Annotated in this window: 12 protein-coding genes and 3 pseudogenes; 11 read left to right on the top strand and 4 right to left on the bottom strand. The window is 56.1% G+C overall.

What is annotated here, in order from left to right; translation table 11 throughout:
• Positions 1-53: 53 nt before the first annotated feature.
• From HCF10_RS31345 to HCF10_RS08990, 5 genes and pseudogenes are all read left to right on the top strand, one after another.
• Positions 54-1,916: an NAD(P)-binding domain-containing protein gene (locus HCF10_RS31345; protein ID WP_237683082.1), complete on the top strand. Its 1,863-nt coding sequence runs from the start codon at positions 54-56 to the stop codon at positions 1,914-1,916.
• Positions 1,917-2,004: 88 nt separating this feature from the next.
• A complete protein-coding gene (locus tag HCF10_RS09010) occupies positions 2,005-2,352 on the top strand; it encodes a chorismate mutase (protein ID WP_145338175.1) in 348 nt (115 codons plus the stop codon).
• Between the two features lie 134 nt (positions 2,353-2,486).
• Positions 2,487-3,140 (top strand): hypothetical protein, encoded by a 654-nt coding sequence (locus tag HCF10_RS09005; RefSeq protein WP_145338176.1) that lies wholly within the window; start codon positions 2,487-2,489, stop codon positions 3,138-3,140.
• 685 nt (positions 3,141-3,825) lie between these two features.
• Positions 3,826-4,496: pseudogene (locus HCF10_RS08995) on the top strand (aldehyde dehydrogenase family protein); the annotation flags it as partial.
• 100 nt (positions 4,497-4,596) lie between these two features.
• A complete protein-coding gene (locus HCF10_RS08990; protein ID WP_145338177.1) occupies positions 4,597-5,043 on the top strand; it encodes a MerR family transcriptional regulator in 447 nt (148 codons plus the stop codon).
• Here the strand turns inward: HCF10_RS08990 and HCF10_RS08985 are convergent.
• Complete coding sequence (locus HCF10_RS08985; RefSeq protein WP_145338178.1) at positions 4,967-5,962, bottom strand: NAD-dependent epimerase/dehydratase family protein; 996 nt, start codon at positions 5,960-5,962, stop codon at positions 4,967-4,969. The genes HCF10_RS08990 and HCF10_RS08985 overlap by 77 nt on opposite strands.
• A 648-nt stretch (positions 5,963-6,610) precedes the next feature.
• On the opposite strand from HCF10_RS08985, the gene HCF10_RS08980 reads away from it, so the two are divergent.
• Both HCF10_RS08980 and HCF10_RS08975 read left to right on the top strand, forming a co-directional pair.
• Entirely contained in the window at positions 6,611-9,850 is a 3,240-nt protein-coding gene (locus HCF10_RS08980; RefSeq protein ID WP_167655319.1) for a DEAD/DEAH box helicase, read from the top strand.
• An 88-nt stretch (positions 9,851-9,938) separates the two neighbouring features.
• A pseudogene (locus HCF10_RS08975) lies at positions 9,939-10,504 on the top strand (transposase); the annotation flags it as partial.
• A 9-nt stretch (positions 10,505-10,513) separates the two neighbouring features.
• Here the strand turns inward: HCF10_RS08975 and HCF10_RS08970 are convergent.
• Complete coding sequence (locus HCF10_RS08970; RefSeq protein WP_131696396.1) at positions 10,514-11,488, bottom strand: TerC family protein; 975 nt, start codon at positions 11,486-11,488, stop codon at positions 10,514-10,516.
• Between the two features lie 196 nt (positions 11,489-11,684).
• Between HCF10_RS08970 and HCF10_RS08965 the strand changes: the two are divergent.
• The 4 genes and pseudogenes from HCF10_RS08965 (at position 11,685) to dctM (ending at position 16,008) form a co-directional block, all read left to right on the top strand.
• Positions 11,685-12,598: pseudogene (locus HCF10_RS08965) on the top strand (universal stress protein).
• A gap of 434 nt (positions 12,599-13,032) precedes the next feature.
• The gene (locus HCF10_RS08960) at positions 13,033-14,028 is read left to right on the top strand and encodes a TRAP transporter substrate-binding protein (RefSeq protein WP_131696397.1); all 996 of its coding nucleotides are present in this window, start codon (positions 13,033-13,035) and stop codon (positions 14,026-14,028) included.
• Between the two features lie 67 nt (positions 14,029-14,095).
• Positions 14,096-14,728 (top strand): TRAP transporter small permease, encoded by a 633-nt coding sequence (locus tag HCF10_RS08955; RefSeq protein ID WP_145338180.1) that lies wholly within the window; start codon positions 14,096-14,098, stop codon positions 14,726-14,728.
• A complete protein-coding gene (dctM, locus tag HCF10_RS08950; protein ID WP_167655318.1) occupies positions 14,725-16,008 on the top strand; it encodes a C4-dicarboxylate TRAP transporter large permease protein DctM in 1,284 nt (427 codons plus the stop codon). Before HCF10_RS08955 ends, dctM begins: the two co-directional genes overlap by 4 nt.
• 69 nt (positions 16,009-16,077) lie before the next feature.
• Here dctM and HCF10_RS08945 read toward each other — a convergent pair whose 3' ends face one another.
• Positions 16,078-16,476: a DUF1850 domain-containing protein gene (locus HCF10_RS08945; protein WP_131696400.1), complete on the bottom strand. Its 399-nt coding sequence runs from the start codon at positions 16,474-16,476 to the stop codon at positions 16,078-16,080.
• A complete protein-coding gene (locus HCF10_RS08940) occupies positions 16,473-18,500 on the bottom strand; it encodes a TRAP transporter permease (protein WP_131696401.1) in 2,028 nt (675 codons plus the stop codon). The genes HCF10_RS08945 and HCF10_RS08940 overlap by 4 nt, the downstream gene beginning before the upstream one ends.
• Between the last annotated feature and the right edge of the window lie 42 nt (positions 18,501-18,542).

Below are 18,542 nucleotides of genomic sequence, written 5' to 3'. Positions count from 1 at the left end.
CCGGACATACTTGTCCGCATTCTCCTTCGTCGAATACCAACCGGGGACTGCAAATGAAGATAGGTTTTATCGGTGTGGGAAGCATGGGCAGAGCAATCATTCCACTGCTCGTCCGGGCAGGCCATCACGTCTCGGCATGGAACCGTAGTCACGCGGCGATCATGGATCTTGAAGGCGTAAGTATTCTCGAATCGCCGACCTCGGCCTTTGAGCAAGAGGTCGTCATCAGCCTGCTGGCCGATGATGCCGCCGTCAGGGAAGTGCTGCTGTCCAGCGCGGCTCTGGAAAATGCAGATAAGACCTGCGTGCATGTCGTGATGTCGACTTTGTCGCCTTCGCTCATGGTCGAGTTGCAGGGCATGCATGATGCGATCGGCATGGCACTGGTCGCGGCGCCGGTTTTCGGCGTGCCCGCCGTAGCCGCGAACGGCGAGTTGAATATCCTGGCGGCCGGATCGCAGCAAGCGGTCTCGACGGTTCAACCGCTGTTTGACCTGCTCGGGAAAAACACCTGGTATCTGGGCGATCAGCCTGAACACGCGTGTATCGCGAAAATCGCCGGCAACATGATGATCACCCAAGCCATCCAGTCGCTGGGCGAAGCAACCGGACTCGTTCAACGTCACGGACTGAGCCCTTCTATTTTCGTCAACCTCATGACCCAGACCCTGTTCGCCTGCCCTAGTTATCACCGGTATGGGCAGAACATCGTCAACAGCAGCTTTGAACCGGGTTTCAAACTGTCTCTTGGCCTCAAGGATATAAATCTGGCTATTGATGCGGGCCGTCTCAAGGACCTGGAACTGCCGGCAGCCGATGCCGTGCGATCGAAAATGACATCCGCAGTAGCCCGAGGAGATGGACACAAGGACTGGTCGGTTTTCGCTGCGCAGACAGTTACCCAATCAACCGATCATGCCCAGCAACCCTGGCGAAGCGCACCGATAAAACGTACGCGGCGTGGCAACTTCTGGGGGACGGGAGCCCGCGTTACCCAGAACGGTAAAAACTTTCAGAAAGGTCCGATGTACGTAGCCTGGGAATCCCCCGAGCACATCACTCAACCCTATCCCGTGGTGCTGGTGCACGGTGGCACGCTGCAAGGCACTGAATGGCTGGATACCCCCGATGGTCGTCCGGGATGGGCACAGCGGTTCCTCGAAGCGGGCTTTGTAGTCTTTCGCGTCGACCGACCGGGTCACGGACGATCGCCCTATCATCCCGACATCATGGGGCCGATGGGACCCGCGTTTTCCTATGAGCGCGCCCGCGAAGTCTACTTTCCAGAAGGAGGAGGAGAAACACAGTGGCCGTTTGAGCTGGACGATGAAGCGGCTTTTGACGCCTTCATTGCAGCTTACGGCCCCATGCCGGCCGACCTTGCGGCATCGCAGACCCTAGACGCGGATCGACTGGCCGAACTGCTCGACAGAATCGGTAAGGCCATCATCGTTACGCATTCCGCTTCCGGGCCGAGTGGCTGGTTGGTCGCCGATCGTCGACCCGACCTGATCGCAGGGATTGTGGCAGTGGAGCCTATGGGGCCGGTGTTTGGCCATACGCCGGGTATAGGCAGCCTCGAATGGGGACTGACCGCCGCCCCTTTAACCTTTGATCCGCCTCGCGCAACGGCGGAGCAAGTCCGCACAGCAGAACCTTCAACCCTGAAAATTCCCGGATTGCAGGGCGTTCCGGTAGCGCTGGTGACAGGTGAGACATCTGCATTTGCTTCTTACGCCTCCAGCATTGTCCCTTTCCTGCGAAATGCCGGTGCCAACATTCACCACCTTGATCTACCGGCACTGGGTATTCACGGCAATGGCCACGGATTGATCTATGAACGCAATTCAGACTCGGCTTTCAAGGTAGTCACGCAGTGGTTGGAGAAATCGTTGAACATGCCCGATCCCGCGTAAAGCGCCTGCTCAGGTTCTCCGTCCAATCATGAAAGGACCAAGGAAGGTTACAGACAAGCCCCTTAGAACAACTGCCACGAGGTTATCCATGGAAAATTCCGACATCACGCGTCAACTCTCGGCAATCAGACAAACCATCGACAATATCGACGCTGCACTCATCCACATGCTTGCTGAACGGTTCCGCTGTACTGATGAGGTCGGCTTGCTCAAAGCCCGACATCAATTGCCTGCGGTGGACAAGAAGAGAGAGCAGCATCAATACGAACGTCTGACAGCCCTCGCCCAGGAGGCCAACCTCGATACGGCCTTCGTCCAGAAGCTGATGCAGTTTGTCATCGGTGAAGTGGTCGACCGTCACAGACAATTTGCGGCCGGGCATGACCCAAGATTCTGCAAGGGCGCTGTCCTCAGGACTGAACACACCACCGGCTAACCCGCGGCCTCCCCCAATAGACGCCCGGGAGTTGCTGATAGATCGCAAACAATTCGATAGAGAGCGACTGAATAAGCCCCTTCCTCCGACCGATTCCTGCAAGGCAATTAGACAATCAAGACGAGCAGAACCGCATGAGATGGCCAACGATCGATCAAATTCGCAGTTTCACTGTTTTACCCTCTGGCTACACATGGGATTACCTGAAACGCGAGGAGATCAATGCAGCGATAATTTTTTTCCAGACGTGGTTCCCCTCCATTAGGGTGGGGTTAGGGAGCCCTTTTCTGAACCAGCGATTTTATGAAGACAACGTGGTGCTCGAAGACGATCTGGAGCGGGGAATGTTCGCTATCGTGGTCCGCCAGAACCATGAAATCGTCGCTATAGCAACGTGGGAAAAAATTGACGACGCTGATGTCATCTTCGGGCGAGTGGGCGCGGTAGCCAAACATCATAGACAAACCAAACTGGCCGTAGCTGCCCAAGACCTCGGAGAAAAAATGGGAAGGTCCATGGGCGCGGGCTTGATCTATGGTATGGCGACAACCAGCGCTCCGTATATGCAACAAGCATTGGAGCATGCGGGTTACAAAGCCGTAGGAATAATGCCTGGCTTAGACCAAGAGGAAACAGAGCCAGGAGTCGTGCGCAGGGTGTACGAAGTTATCTACGCAAAACGACTCGCCCCCCACTCAAGTTTTCTGATTCCTTCAGTACACAACCTCACACCGACCGTCGCTCGGCTTTATGCAGAAATATTTCACGAAACAACCAAGATTGACTGAGACGCGAGCATAAATACCGGGATGCTTCTGATCAAAAAGATTCCCGCTCACGCTTATTGCGTTGCTAGGGAGCACCGCTTTAGCGTGCCTGCCAAAAGAACGCGAAGGCGCACCGAATACCCGCTACTACCATACTGGAGCCAGTCGCAGGTCGCCGTTCAAGATCACTCGCACACTCGATGCGATTGGGGGCAAAAGTAGGAAAAAATAACAGCATTATCGACCGAAAAACGCCTTCCTAGAGCCCAGTCAAAATGTTCTTCGGCGACCCTGAGAGTCTTTAGGCGTTGTCGGGCAGGCTGTTTAGCTGAGCATTTCTGGCTTTTCATAGGCCACGGAGATCCATTCACTTCCAGACGATTGCTACATTGGGGGCATATCTGAGGGCATACTTTGGATGGTCTGAAAAGGATGCCCCCAGCCTAAGGCCAAGTGGGCTATTGATGAGGATAGCTCCGACCGGACACTCTGCGATTCGATAGACCGGCCTGAAGCTTTCAGCGGAACGGTGGACACTGGAATCGACGAGCGAACAACACCACCTCCGTACAGACTCGTTTTCCGGGATTGTCGTTGCTTACCCGAGGTCTTCCTCTCGATGGCGTGATGCCCAGGTCGTACATCTTTGTCAGTAACGTCACCGATTTCATTGGTGCGCCGTTGTCCGAGTGAAGCACCAGCGGCTGGGGAAAACTCGGCCGGGTTCATGCGCGATGTGGACCTGGACAAGGCCGTCAACGGCATCATCGAAGCGGGCTTTTTGCACTCCGGGCCAATCTGCGCCGCAGCCGAACGCTTCTTCGTGCATCGTTCACAGATCGAAGCGGTCATGGACAAACTGGCCCAGCGCCTGAGCACGCTGAATATCGGCTCGCCCCTGGATGAGCGCACTAAATTTGGCCCGGTCAACTACCGCCAGCATCAACTCAAACTCGGCGAGTTTTTCGCCAAGACCCGCGCCGAAAACAACACCATCATTCACGGAGGCAACCTGATCGACCGCCCAGGCTGTAACGTCGAGCCGACGATCATCCTCGCCAACAGTGTCTGCGACACCCTGCTCAACGAGGAAACCTTCGGGCCCATCGCCACGCTCTTACCGTCCGACAGCGAAGAAAAACTGCTGGCTTTGATGAACCCTACGGCTTGAGCGCCAGCCTCTGGACAAACGACTTGAGCAAAGCCCTGTGCATGGTGCCTGCCATCGAAGCCAGCACGGTGTGGGTTAACATGCACACGATGCTGGACTCGGCGGTGCCATTTGGCGGCAACAAATCCTCAGGAATAGGCCGGGAGTTCGGCAGCGCATTCATTGATGACTACGCCGAGCTGAAGTCAGTGATGATTCGCTACTGAGCCCAATCTCGACATTTTTCGATTTTCATGTAACGGCTTTTGCAGCTCTGGCGATCAAACAACGCTAGAGTATTTGATGTCTCACATAAGGAATTGACAGATGTTCATTGGACGACTCGCCGAACTGACCGGCTGCACCCCAAAAGCCATTCGACTGTACGAGCAAATGGGCCTGATCAACGAGCCGGAGCGTGAGGGGCGCTATCGCCTCTACAATGCTCACCACTTGGAAATCGTCCACCTCATACGCAAGGCGCAGGTGGCCGGGTTCAAGCTGGCCGAGATGAACCCGCTGATTGCCGCAAAAAACAAGTTGAAGTCCTTTCCGCTAGCGTTGGCCAACCAGGCCGTCGACGACAAGCGCCGGCAAGTCCAGGACAGGATCGCCGAACTGCAGGCGCTTGATCTTCACTTGATTGAACTCAAAAGCGAGATGAACTCAATGTTTGCGCCTCGCCCTGTGGCGGGTCTTAATAAGGTTGATGCGCCTGTCTGTGCAGATAAGCAAACGCTTGCCTCAAGGCCACTTCAGGCGGCCGTGGGTTGAAACCCAATTCGTTTTTCGCCTTGGTAATGTTGTATTCCTGCGCCACGTTGTGAAACAGGCGCACCTGGCTCAAGAGCAACTGGGCGGGTATGCCCATTAATTGCGCCCAGCGTTCCTGCAGCCAGGCCACGCCCAGCAGTAGCCAGCGTGGCGCTGAGACAGGCTGGCGATACCCAGGCGCCTGGGTGTTGGCGGCCGCGATCAAATCGCTGAGCGGCGACGAACGCTCATTGGCCAGGATATAGCGCTGCCCCGGCCGGCCCTTTTCGGCGGCGAGTATCATCCCGTCGGCCACATCACGAACATCGACGAAGTTGAAACGAAACCCCGGATCAAAGGGCATCTGCCGCCGCCGAACCGATTGAAGGAAGCCCATGGTATCCGTGAGGTAGCCGGCATTGGGGCCAACCATGGCCGAAGGCAATACCGATACCATGCTCAACCCCAACGCCTCAGCGCACTGCCAGGCTGCCTGCTCGGAGAGAATCTTCGATTTGTAGTAGGCGTTTTCGCTTTCCGTATTCCAGTGCGCCTCATCCAGCGCCGTACCATCATGACCGACGGCGGCCACCGAACTGACGTAGACCACACGCTGCACACTCGCCCGTGAAGCGGCTTGCAGCACACGCCGTGTGCCCTGGATATTCGGCTCGACAATCTCGGCCTGCGGGTTGCGCGCCCAGTGCTTGAACACGGCCGCCACTTGAAACAGTACCTCCACGCCCTCCAACGCCTTGTCCAAGGCCGCACTGTCCATTAACTCGGCATACACCAACTCGCAGTCCAGCCCGGCAAAGGGTGCGTGGTTATGGATATCACGAACGCCGGCTCGAACCCGATAGCCCTGGCCGAGCAACGCTCGCACCAAGGTATTGCCCAGATGGCCGTTGGCCCCCGTCACCAGACATAAACCTTTCACAGGAACTCCTTGTTGGCAGCGCGCCAGAGTGTGCGCTTGAAAAAAGCATACGAGGTGTCCCATGGGGCAGAGTCAAGTAATCGTTGGTACGTTAGTTCAGTTTTCTGATTTCAGCGCCTCGGACGCATCTAGACACATCTATAATGAGAACTTAGCAAAATATCATTGTTTGGCCGTTATGACACGAACGTACCAAGTTTAAAAAACATCATATAAAACAATATCTTAATCATCTGCCCCTTAGGACAGATGTTCTTCAGGGACCCGGATAGCTTGTAATAGAACTTCATGGCCAGAGTACGACATTACTGCCCACGGCTTTCTCGCGACTGTCATTGAGACGCGGCCACAGCTGCTGGCCTGGCGCCACAAATGGCAAGGCATGGCCTACGTGGTCCAAGAGCTAGCAGAGCGCGAATTGAGCCCAGCTTTGGGCCGAGAACCGGATGTATTATCCGGCATCCGCGAAGAAGTCATCGATCTGGAATAGGATTACACCCACAACTACGCCACCTGGTATCCCTCAGGTAAGTGACCCGGCCCACGATCAGCATCGCTTCCGCACCCCGGCGCCAGGAAACGATGCGGCATGCCTGATATCCTTCCCTGTCAGGAATCCAAGCCCCAGCGCTTTCAAGGACGTAGTAAATGAATTCGCAAAATATCGTTCGCTACTGGCACTCCGTCGAGCTGCTGCAACCTCAGGCAGTCCCAAAGCTGAAAAAGCGCGACAGCGACTACCAGCCGTTTTTCCAAGACATCCCCACCTCGGCCCAAATTCTGCCTTGGATGCCAGCCAACCTACTGAGCCGGCAGCGCCTGCCCAACAAGCGCGTATGGAGCCACACGCTCTACGCGCACCTCTACAGCAACGTAGACGTTTCTCGCCAGTTGGAAGCGCTTTACGGAGCCGACAAAGGCTACAAGGAGCCACAGCATAGGCTCTCCGCCTTGTACGCGCTCAAGTTCAACGATCAGGGAATGATGCTGGTCGACAGCCTGGTGTTATCCAGCGAGGCATGGTTCGTCGGCTGCGCCATCAACCAGAAAGATTGGACACGCGGCTTCGAGGAGACCCAGGACTTTCTTCGCGAACAGACTAAAAGTCTACTCGGTGGCGTAGTCTTGGCGACCGACCTTTCGCGCCTGACAAACTATATTCGTCAGGCCCTGGGGCTCGATGATTTTTTCGCAGACGAGTCGCGCGTACACCGTTTCCGTTCAGCACCGATTAACCCCAACAAGCCCGAACAGGAAGACGACCCGCTCAACAGCTTCCTACTGAGCGATCTGGCCGACATGGCCGATGCCCTGGCACGTGGCGAAACAAGCGAGCCTTTAGCCCGTTACCTGAGCCACCACGACTCAACCCAGCGCCTGCATCTCGACAAACCCGAAGCAGATCTGGCGCTGATCGACCGCCTTGCGCCCTCGCGTTATGCAGCAGGCTGCTGGCCTGCCGAACGGCATTTGGGGTTGGTGCACTCCCAACAACTGGCAGTCAACAGCCTGCTCCAGACCCTCAGCAACGGCACCGGCATCATGGGCGTCAACGGTCCGCCGGGTACCGGGAAGACCACCCTGCTCCGGGACCTGATTGCGGCGGTGGTGACCCAACGAGCCGACGTGTTGGCCTCGCTGGGCAGGGCCTCGGATGCCTTCATCCAGGACGGTCGCGAATCCGCCAACGATGGCGGACGTGAGCGCTTTGCCTATCAACTCAATCCACGCCTGTTTGGCTTCGAGATGGTGGTAGCCTCCTCCAATAATGGCGCCGTGGAGAACGTAACGCTCGAGTTGCCCCAACTGGATAAAGTTGACCCGTCCTGGCTGCCAGATGCCGAGTACTTCAGTGAACTGGGCGAGCTCACCAGCGGCAAGCCAGCATGGGCAATGATCTCTTCGGCACTGGGTAGCAAAGCCAAGCGCACTCAGTTCGTCGACCGCTTCTTTTATGGCAAGCGTCCGCCCAACGCGACGAAGACTAGAGACGAATCCGCGCCCTCCCAACCAACATCTCTCGACAACAGCGACTTGGGCGAGGATATGTACGACGGCGATCCAACGCCCGAGGCGTCCGTAGCGAACAGCACGGACGATCAGCCAGCCCCCAAAGGCATGCGCGAATGGCTGGCCGAGCAAGCCGCATACATGAAGTCGCTCTCGTCCACCGATAAAAACATGCTCTGGCGCGCCGCCGTCAAGCAATACCAGGACGCCAAGAGCGCCGAACAAGCGTTACGCGCTCAAGCCAGCGACATTCTCGAACGGATTCAGGCAGTGATCAGCGCCAAGGCCCGAGTACATCAGAAGGAACAGGAGCGCCAAATCCGTCTGACCCTACGCAGCAGTCTTAATGACGAACAAGCCAAGCTGGAAAGACGGCAGCTCACGTCCGCCCGCGAGCAACTGCAACGCGAGCTTCAGGTCCTTGAAGCACACCTGGCAAAAAAACCGGGGTTTCTCGCCAACCTATTCAGCCTCTGGGGGGCTCATCGCACGTGGGCAGCCCGGCAACGCCTGCTCGATAGCGCCCACGCCTTGGCCAAGGACGCCTTCGACAGTGTTCAACGTCAAGTGCAACGACTCGTCGGCCAGCTCACTGAACTCAATCGACAATTGGCTAAGGATGAACAGGAGATCAACGAAGCCGTACTCCACGCCTCCCTGCAGATCGAAAAGGCTCGCAACATTGCGCAGGCTGGCGGGGCCAAGCACCTGCAGGTCTGGCTCGAACAAGGCCGGATCGGTAGAGGCAGCGATATAGAGCTGCTCGAACCTTGGATAATCGAAGGCTCGCGCCAGGCCCGGGCAAAGGTATTCATCGAGGCACTCAAGTTGCACCGCGTGTTCTTCCAGATCGAAGCCTCGCGCTTGCGCGCAAACCTGGACTTCATCACTAGTACGCTCACCGGCAGTCGATACCGCGGAGTGTCCCCAGCCGTGGTGCGTTCGGCATGGGCATCACTGTTCATGGTAGTGCCAGTGCTTAGCAGTACCTTCGCCTCGTTCGCCCGCTCTTTCGGCAGCCTTGGCTGCGGGGAAATTGGCTGGTTGTTGGTGGATGAAGCCGGTCAAGCTACCCCACAGGCTGCGGTGGGTGCCCTGTGGCGTGCTCGCAGGGCTGTGCTGGTTGGTGATCCGCTACAATTGGAGCCGATCGTTACCGTATCCGATGCCGTACTCGAACACATGCGCAACCGCTATCAAGTCGACGCTCACTGGTTGCCCAATCGCCAGTCTGCTCAGACCTTGGCCGACCAAGCCACTCCTTGGGGTCGTATGGCGGGCCCTAAAGGCAAGAAATGCTGGGTCGGCCTGCCATTGGTGGTGCACCGTCGCTGTGACAAACCGATGTTCGACCTTGCTAATCGCATCGCCTACGACGGAGCCATGGTCTATGGCACCCTCGCGCCTTCGCCCGTCAAGGAAACGCCGGCCCGCCTACCCACCGGCTGGGTGCACGCGAGTGGCCGTTCTTCTGGCAATTGGGTCGACAGTGAAGGCAAGGTGCTAGAACGGCTGTTGGCCATGCTTGATGGCGACGGTGTGCCGCTGGATAGCATCGCCGTTATCACACCCTTTCAGGACGTGCGTAACCAACTCAAGGATCGATTACACGACAAGATCGTACGCGGCACGATTCACACCATGCAAGGAAAGGAAGCAGCAGTGATCATCCTCGTCCTGGGCGGAAGCAGTGAAAACGGTGGCGCTCGCGAATGGGCCGTTTCCAAGCCTAATCTGCTCAACGTCGCTGTCACCCGCGCCAAGCGCCGCTTGTACGTGATTGGAGATCGGAATGACTGGGCGCAACGCAAGCTTTTCTGTGAGGTTATGGAGTTGCTACCGGCTCACCCCCGGATGACGGCCGACAGCCCTGCATGAGCAAGTGGCTGTCGTGGGTCAGACTGTAGTGGTCTAATGAAACCGGACACCCATTTAGGCGAGAATGCTCGCCAGATCGAGGTGTCAGATGACCAAACAGCGCCGTTCCTTTTCTGCTGAATTCAAACGCGCAGCTGCCGGCCTCGTGCTTAAGCAAAACTACAGCTACATCGAAGCCAGTCGTTCACTCGGCGTCGGCGAGTCAGCGCTACGCCGCTGGGTTGAGCAGGTTCAGAAGGAACGCCAAGGCGTCACCCCGCAAAGCAAAGCGCTAACCCCGGAACAGCAAAAAATTCAGGAGTTGGAAGCTCGGATCGCTCGCCTTGAGCGAGAGAAATCCATATTAAAAAAGGCTACCGCGCTCTTGATGTCGGAAGATCACGAGCGTACGCGCTGATCAATCAGCTGAGCGTCCATGAGCCGATTGCCTGATGTCGAGCGGCTTCGGTTGTGCAGTCGGGTGAGCGAGTTGTTTTCACAAAGTCGCTGTGCTGCCGGCAGCCGTAGCATTATCTCGTTGATGCGTGACGATGGTGAGCAACCGGTCGGTTCAAAGTGCGCAGCTTGATGCGTGAGCTTGACCTCGTGAGCAAACAGCCAGGTTCTCATGCCTATAAACGTGCGACAGTCGAACGGTTGGATATCCCGAACATCTCTGATTCATCACTGCTCTCCCGTAACCCGTGTTTTGCTCTTCGTCAAAGTCAGGCTCAACAGGACCGAAATCAAGATGATGCCGCCGACTGTGGTCAGCGACCATTGGATCGGCACGTGCCACCACGGCGCGATCAGCATCTTGCCGCCGATGAACATCAGCACGATGGCCAGGCCATACTTGAGCAAGTGGAAGCGGTCGGCCATGTCCGCAAGCAGGAAATACAGTGCCCGCAGGCCCATGATGGCGAAGATGTTGGAAGTGAACACGATGAAGGGGTCGGTGGTAACGGCGAAGATAGCCGGGATGCTGTCAACAGCGAATACCAGGTCGCTGGCCTCGATCAGTACCAGCACCAGGAACATCGGCGTCGCCCAGCGCAGGCCGTTCTGGCGCACAAAGAAACGCTCGCCGTGAAAGCCGTCGGTGATGCGAAGATGCCTGCGCAGCCAGCGCAGCAAAGGGTTCTTTTCGAGGTCTGGCTGCTGGTTGGCGAAAATCAGCATCTTGATGCCGGTGATTACGAGGAAACCACCAAAGACATAGAGTAGCCAGGCAAACTCCTGCACCAGCCAGACACCGGCGAAAATCATACCGGCGCGCATGATGATCGCACCGAGCACGCCGTAAAGCAGGACGCGGCGCTGCAACTCTGGCGGCACGGCGAAGTAGCCGAAGATCATCACGAAAACGAACATGTTGTCGATCGACAGCGACTGCTCGATCAGGTAGCCCGTCAGGAATTCGAGCGTGGTGCGCTGGGCCACTTCGGCACCGAACGTGCTGCGCAAATACCACCACAGCAGGAGGGCGAAGACCAGCGCCAAACTCATCCAGGCGGTGACCCAGGCCAGCGCTTCGCGCGCCGAAACACGATGCGCCTTGCGCCCGCCGAAGACGAACAGATCGAGCGCCAGCATGGCAAGGACGAACACGATGAAGGCGGCCCACATCCAGGGTTCGCCAACGCTGATTGCGGTCATCTAAGGTCTCCTCGTGATGCAGCAATAGACTTGAGGAATCATGCTAATGAGCCGATCACATCAATAAAAATCGTTTATTCGATGCGAATAGTTCGTTTTTTACGAAGTAACGAAGACAACGCAAGAGGCGATGCGCACGGCTCCAGCAGCCTCGTTTAATGCTCGATCGAGATGGAAAGATCTGCAGACCATTCGAATGCTTGCCAACTGCCAAACCTATCAACGACTCTTTCTGGTCGCAGGCCCAACCATGCGTCACTCGCCGGCGATGGAGCGGGCAATCGCACTGGCCGACGCTACAGGCGCAGCGCTGCATATCGCGGTGTTCATCGAAGACTTCGACCTTATGCGGTTAATGAGCAACAGTGAACAGCTTCGTGAGAGTTGCCGGCAGGAGAACCTGCAGTGGTTGAAGGATGAGGCCGAACTCATGCGCAGGAAGGGCATCAATGTGACCACCGAAGTTGCATTGACCCGTGACCCGCTGCAAGAGATCCTTGGGCGTGTGGCTGAAATGCAGCCGGACCTGATTATCAAGGACGTACATCATGAATCAGCGCTCAAACGCGTATTCGTCACGCCTTTGGATTGGCAGTTGTTGCGCGAATGTCCGCCCCCGTACATCTGGTCAGCGAAGTCAGGTGTCCGCTTCCTCGGGTGATTGTGGCAGCGGTTGACCCATCGCATCCAGAGGGTCAGATCAGCGGAATCAACGACAGCGTCATTCAGGCGGCGAACGAATTGGCGACGCAATGTGATGCTGAATTGCACATGCTGTATGCCTATGAACTGACACACACACATTTCTCTGATGCAGGTGCTGGTGCCGTGACGATGCCAGGCTTCAGCAACGACGTGCGCCGGTCACTTGAAAAGTGCTTCATTGCCTTGGCTGGGCGCCACGGCGTGCCACCTGAGCGGCAACACTTCATAGCAGGGCCGCCAACCAAAGCGATGGCCGAGTTTGCCACTCACACTCGAGCGGATGTCTTCGTAATGGGAAACACTCATCATAAAGGGGTAGACAAGCTGATCGGCAGTACCACGGAGCATGTTTTGTATAAGGTGCCCTGCAGCGTTTTGGCCATCAAGGGAGAAGTGGATCAATGAGCGGAAAAAAACACCATTATTCCAACCGGCTGCGGGGCTGATGTCATTTTTACCCAGGCTGCTGACTTCAGATGAACTTGGGCGGTCTGTAGGACACGCATAAGACCATCGATTACCATGTATTCAGGTAGGTCAACTGCTTCCGGTAGGCTGAATCAAAACGGCATCAGCACCGGCAACTCTGGTTCACCAGGGAAAAATATGTCGATAACTCTTAAGTCACTCTCCGTTAATCCTTGGCGCAATCGTCCCAAGCATTAAATTGTAAGAGTGTGTTTCCGCAGAAGCTCACCCATTACATACAAGATTTTAAACTACATTCGGTCATCACCCTCCAAACGGCAGTTTTCTGCCTAGACTTGCTCTTGTCCGCTGTGCACATGCTTTCCAGAGCATGGAATTGCACGGAAAACTAAAACAAGAGGAAACCCCCAATGTTCAAACCTATGTGGAAAGCAGTCGCATGCACCCTTGCACTTGGCACCATGAGCATGGCCATGGCTGCAGATCCGGTGATTATAAAATTCTCCCACGTCGTTGCAGAGCAGACTCCCAAAGGTCAGGGCGCCCTGATGTTCAAGAAACTGGTGGAAGAACGCTTGCCCGGCAAGGTCAAGGTCGAGGTCTATCCCAACTCTTCATTGTTTGGCGATGGCAAAGAGATGGAGGCCTTACTGCTCGGGGACGTACAGATGATTGCACCGTCGCTGGCCAAGTTCGAGCACTACACCAAGACCGTTCAACTGTTCGACCTGCCTTTCCTGTTTGATGACATCACCGCTGTTGACCGCTTCCAACTGAGCCCGCAGGGCCAGGCACTGCTCAAGTCCATGGAAGACAAAAACATCACAGGACTGGCCTATTGGCACAACGGGATGAAACAACTGTCCGCGAACAAAGCGCTACGAGTGCCGGGTGATGCCCGTGGCCAGAAGTTCCGGGTACAGGCCTCTGCCGTGCTCGAGGAGCAGTTCAAGGTCATACGCGCCAATCCGCGCAAGATGAGCTTCGCCGAGGTTTATCAGGGCTTGCAGACCGGTGTCGTCAACGGCGCGGAGAATCCTTACTCGAACATCTACAGCCAGAAAATGCATGAAGTACAGAAGTACATCACCGAATCCAACCACGGTGTACTGGACTACATGCTGATCACCAACACCAAATTCTGGAGCGGTTTATCGCCGGAGCTTCGTGGCGAACTGGACAAGATCCTCGTCGAAGTCACCGCGCATGTGAACAAAGAGGCCGAGCAACTGAATCAGAACGCCAAGCAGAGCATCATCGCGGCCAAAACCACCGAGATCATCATCCTGACGCCTGAGCAGCGCGACCAATGGCGTGTAGCGATGAAACCGGTGTGGAAGAAGTTCGAAGGCGATATCGGCGCCGAGCTGATCACTGCCGCTGAAGCTGCCAACCAGGCCCAATGATCGGTGGACGACAGGTGTTGCCCTCCTGGCAGCACCTGCCTGTCATTCGCTACAGGAGATGCCATCCATGAATGCCCTTCGGCGCATCTGGGAACACTTCGAGGAAGGTTTCATCGTCTTCCTTTTGGCCGCAATGACGTTGGTCACATTCGTCTACGTTGTCCTCAACAACCTCTACACCCTGTTCTACCGCCTCGCCGAGAGCTGGGAAAGCGCCAGGGAATCGCTGTTCGCCATCGGCGACGGCGTCATGGGTATGGCACAAGCCATGACCTGGAGCACCTCACTGACCAAGGCTTTGTTTGGCTGGCTGATTTTTTTCGGGTTGTCGTACGGCGTCCGAACCGCTGGTCATATCGGCGTTGACGCTCTGGTCAAGCTGGCGAGCAAACCGGTGCAACGGGTCATTGGCATCATTGCTTGTCTTTGCTGCCTGACGTATGCCGGACTGCTCAGCATCGCCAGTTTCGGCTGGATCCAGACCCTGATGATTGCCCAGATAGGTGCCGAAGACTTGGGCCAGTACGGGATCATGCAATGGCACATCGGCTTGATCGTCCCCGTAGGTTTTGCCTTGGTCTTCATCCGATTCGCTGAAATTCTCGTGCGTATCCTGCAAAACAGGCAGACCGGCCTGGGCCTGGCGGATGAAACCGCAGACGCGTTGAAACTGACCGAACACGAGGATGACAAGTCATGACCATTGCCTTCCTGTTTGTGATGCTGTTCGTGCTGATGTTCATCGGCGTTCCCATTGCCATATCCCTGGGGTTGGCGGGCTCGTTGACCATCGTTTTCTTCAGTCCCGACTCTGTGCGCTCTCTGGCGATTAAACTGTTCGAGACGTCGGAGCACTACACGCTGCTGGCCATCCCGTTCTTTCTGCTCGCGGGTGCCTTCATGACCACCGGTGGCGTCGCTCGGCGGCTGATTGACTTTGCCAATGCCTGTGTCGGCCATATACGTGGAGGTCTGGCTATCGCTGCCGTATTGGCGTGCATGTTGTTCGCTGCCCTTTCCGGATCGAGCCCAGCCACTGTGGCGGCGGTGGGTTCAATTGCCATTGCCGGCATGGTCCGCTCCGGTTATCCGCAAGCCTTCGGTGCGGGGATCGTCTGTAACGCCGGGACCTTGGGTATCCTGATTCCACCCTCGATCGTGATGGTGGTCTACGCAGCCGCGACCGAAACGTCAGTCGGCAAACTGTTTATGGCTGGCGTGTTACCAGGCCTGCTTCTGGGGCTGGCGTTGATGGTGGCGATCTACATCGTCGCCGTGAAGAAAAAGCTGCCCGCCATGCCGCGCGCGACGTTCCGTGAATGGCTTAGCACGGCACGCAAGGCGATCTGGGGTCTACTGCTGATGTTCATCATCCTGGGAGGTATCTACTCCGGGATGTTTACCCCGACCGAAGCGGCGGCGGTGGCGGCCGTATACTCGGCCTTCATTGCCTTGTTCGTCTACAAAGACTTAACGTTCCGCGAAACGCCAAAGGTCCTGCTGGACTCGGCCAAGCTGAGCATCATGCTGATGTTCATTATTGCCAACGCCATGCTCTTCGCGCACGTTTTGACCACTGAACAGCTACCGCAACAGATCACCGCGTGGGTGATTGAAGCGGGGCTGACACCGGTGATGTTCCTGCTTGTGGTGAACATTGTGCTGTTGATTGCAGGGGCCTTTATGGAGCCCTCGGCAATCATCCTGATCCTGGCACCGATACTGTTTCCCATCGCCATGAAGCTGGGTATCGATCCCATTCACCTTGGCATCATTATGGTGGTGAATCTGGAAATCGGCTTGATCACTCCACCCGTGGGTCTGAACCTGTTCGTGACCTCTGCTGTGACAGGTATGACGCTGCCTGCAACCATCAGAGCAGCCATGCCCTGGCTGATGATACTGCTCCTGTTCCTGATTCTGATTACCTACGTGCCTTGGATCTCCCTGGCTTTGCCAAACTGGCTGGGCATGAGCTGATACCTGCCTGTCCGGGTACTGGACGTTCGTATCCGGACAGGACTTTCACGTTTGCGCTACCCCGGCCACTTAGTGTTGTTCTGAGTCCGTCACGCAACTCCATAGCTCCACCGAGGACGGATTGCTGACAGGTGGCCCCAGCCACTCACTCATCTCGTGACAATGCTGATCAAAGCACAACTGGTAGTCACCTGCTTCCGGAGTACGTCCCAGGTTCAGCGGCTGCATGGGTGGTAGGTGGCGCTGATAGTGCCAGCTGCCTTTTTCCAATCTCGCCTCTGCGGGAATTTCCATACCCGCGCCATTTCCTTTGACCCTTGCCTCCATAAGAACGAGCCCTTGCTCCGAGACACGGTAGTCTTCTTCCCAACGAATTTTTTCGATTGTGTGATTCCAAGCCAGTGTAAAGCTTGAGATTGGGAGTTGGGCCCAGGCGACCCCCGCCAAACCCAGGCACAAGCCGATCATGCTCTGGCCAGTCCGCCACGGCGAGACCGCCAGACATGCTGAAGGATCAGCAACACACCCAGCACAAAACCGATTTCGTCGGTCAACGGCAGCGCAACGACCAACAAAGCACCTGCCGCGAAACACAATAAACGCTCCCAAACCGGCATCTTCTGTTGCAGATAACCTGTGGACGCCATTCCCCAAAGGCCAACGGCCAACATCGTCTTGACTAACATATAGGCAGTCATCCACAAATTGTCGCCTTGCAACATTAGCGCAGGGTTGTAGACCGCCATGAACGGAATGACGAAGCCTGCCAGTGCAATACGAACCGCCCACAAACTGATCTTGAATCCTGTTTCCTTGGCAATGGGCGCTGCGGCAAAGCATGCCAAGGCAACCGGAGGGGTAAGGTCTGCAAGAATTCCGAAATAGAAAACGAACATGTGCGACACGATCAGCGGCACACCCAACTCAAGCAAAGCGGGTGCTGCAATCGAACTGGTGATGATGTAGTTGGGAATCGTCGGGATACCCATACCCAAGACCAGGCAGGTAACCATCGTCAGTATGAGTGACAACAACAAGTTATCCCTGCCGATGGCCAGTATGTAACCGGCGAAGGTCGAGGCTATGCCCGTCAATGACACTACACCGATGATGATTCCCACTAGCGCGCAAGCAATCCCGACCGGCACAGCATGACGAGCACCTTCGACCAACGCATGCAGGCAAATACTCAGGGTTTCTCGGCCTCCCTGAATAAACCAACAGATGACCACTAACGTGGCGATCACCGCAAAGATCACGCTGATACCCAACTGGAAAAAACCGACGCAGAGGACACCCAGAGCGATCCAAAAAGCACATCGCAACGCGAAACTGGACACTCGAAGAATGATTGCCGAACCGAGAATAACGATGGCTGTCAGCGCCAGACCCACCATCCCGGAGAACAGTGGGGTACGTCCGGAAAACAGCAGGTAGACCAGGACAAAAAGCGGAATCAGCAAATACCAGCTTTCCTTTACAGCCCCCCATGCGCTGGGACATTGGTCTTTGGGTAGCCCTTTAAGGTCGGAGCGTTTTGCCTCAAGGTGAACCATCCAGAACACCGAACCGAAATACAGGATGGCTGGAATTAACGCAGCTTTGGCGATCTCTACAAACGGGACATTAATTGTTTCCGCCATAATGAAAGCGACAGCCCCCATCACAGGCGGCATCAGTTGGCTGCCCATGCTCGAAGTTGCCTCTACGCCGCCAGCAAATGCTGCCTTGTAGCCGAAGCGCTTCATCAATGGAATCGTGAACTGTCCGGTCGTGACAACGTTTGCAATGCCTGAGCCTGTGATCGTCCCCATCAAAGCCGATGACGCGACCGATACTTTTGCCGGTCCTCCGAGTTTGTGGCCAAACAATCCCATGGCGAAGTCAGTAAACAATTTGATCATTCCCGCCTGTTCGAGAAAGGAACCGAACAAAATGAACAGGAAAATATAGGTAGCGGAAACGTAGGTTGGTGTGCCGTAGAGCCCCTCGGTGCCGAATGACAGCTGGTTGACGATTTGATCAAATCCGTAGCCTCGATGTGCCAGGTCGCCTGGCAGGTATTCACCCAATAAACCGTATGCCAAAAACAGTCCACAGATGACGGGCAATGCGATACCCATCACCCGACGAGCCGCCTCAAACACCAATGCGATCAATACCAGCCCAACGACCATGTCTGCAGATGTCAGGTCACCCGAACGCTGGATCAAATCCGCCTCGAAGAACCATTGATACAAGGCAGTGGTAATCCCGGCGAGACTCAATATCCAGGCCAACGGCTGCCAAGGTCGTGTTCTGCCATACGCCGGGTAACTCAGAAACACCACCCACAGCAGGAAACCAACGTGCACCGCGCGCAGCACCTGGCTGGAAACAGGCGCAAACGCAGCGGTGATAATCTGGAAAACTGAAAACAACAACGCCACGTAGAACAGCGTCTTAGGCCAGTCGCGTGGGTTGGCGGCTATGCCATGATGATCTTCGCTCATTGGGTACCTGCATCAAAACTACATAGAAGGGTACGAACCGCT

It is taken from the genome of Pseudomonas sp. B14(2022) (assembly GCF_012030485.1).
Lineage (GTDB): Bacteria > Pseudomonadota > Gammaproteobacteria > Pseudomonadales > Pseudomonadaceae > Aquipseudomonas.
This window is presented reverse-complemented; position numbering and strand designations above follow the sequence as displayed.

What these genes read in the sequence shown, in the direction of transcription:
- HCF10_RS31345 (WP_237683082.1), top strand. Translation starts at nt 54, where the DNA reads ATGAAGATAGGTTTTATCGGTGTGGGAAGCATGGGCAGAGCAATCATT.
- HCF10_RS09010 (WP_145338175.1), top strand. Translation starts at nt 2,005, where the DNA reads ATGGAAAATTCCGACATCACGCGTCAACTCTCGGCAATCAGACAAACC.
- HCF10_RS09005 (WP_145338176.1), top strand. Translation starts at nt 2,487, where the DNA reads ATGAGATGGCCAACGATCGATCAAATTCGCAGTTTCACTGTTTTACCC.
- HCF10_RS08990 (WP_145338177.1), top strand. Translation starts at nt 4,597, where the DNA reads ATGTTCATTGGACGACTCGCCGAACTGACCGGCTGCACCCCAAAAGCC.
- HCF10_RS08980 (WP_167655319.1), top strand. Translation starts at nt 6,611, where the DNA reads ATGAATTCGCAAAATATCGTTCGCTACTGGCACTCCGTCGAGCTGCTG.
- HCF10_RS08970 (WP_131696396.1), bottom strand. Translation starts at nt 11,488, where the DNA reads ATGACCGCAATCAGCGTTGGCGAACCCTGGATGTGGGCCGCCTTCATC.
- HCF10_RS08960 (WP_131696397.1), top strand. Translation starts at nt 13,033, where the DNA reads ATGTTCAAACCTATGTGGAAAGCAGTCGCATGCACCCTTGCACTTGGC.
- HCF10_RS08955 (WP_145338180.1), top strand. Translation starts at nt 14,096, where the DNA reads ATGAATGCCCTTCGGCGCATCTGGGAACACTTCGAGGAAGGTTTCATC.
- dctM (WP_167655318.1), top strand. Translation starts at nt 14,725, where the DNA reads ATGACCATTGCCTTCCTGTTTGTGATGCTGTTCGTGCTGATGTTCATC.
- HCF10_RS08945 (WP_131696400.1), bottom strand. Translation starts at nt 16,476, where the DNA reads ATGATCGGCTTGTGCCTGGGTTTGGCGGGGGTCGCCTGGGCCCAACTC.
- HCF10_RS08940 (WP_131696401.1), bottom strand. Translation starts at nt 18,500, where the DNA reads ATGAGCGAAGATCATCATGGCATAGCCGCCAACCCACGCGACTGGCCT.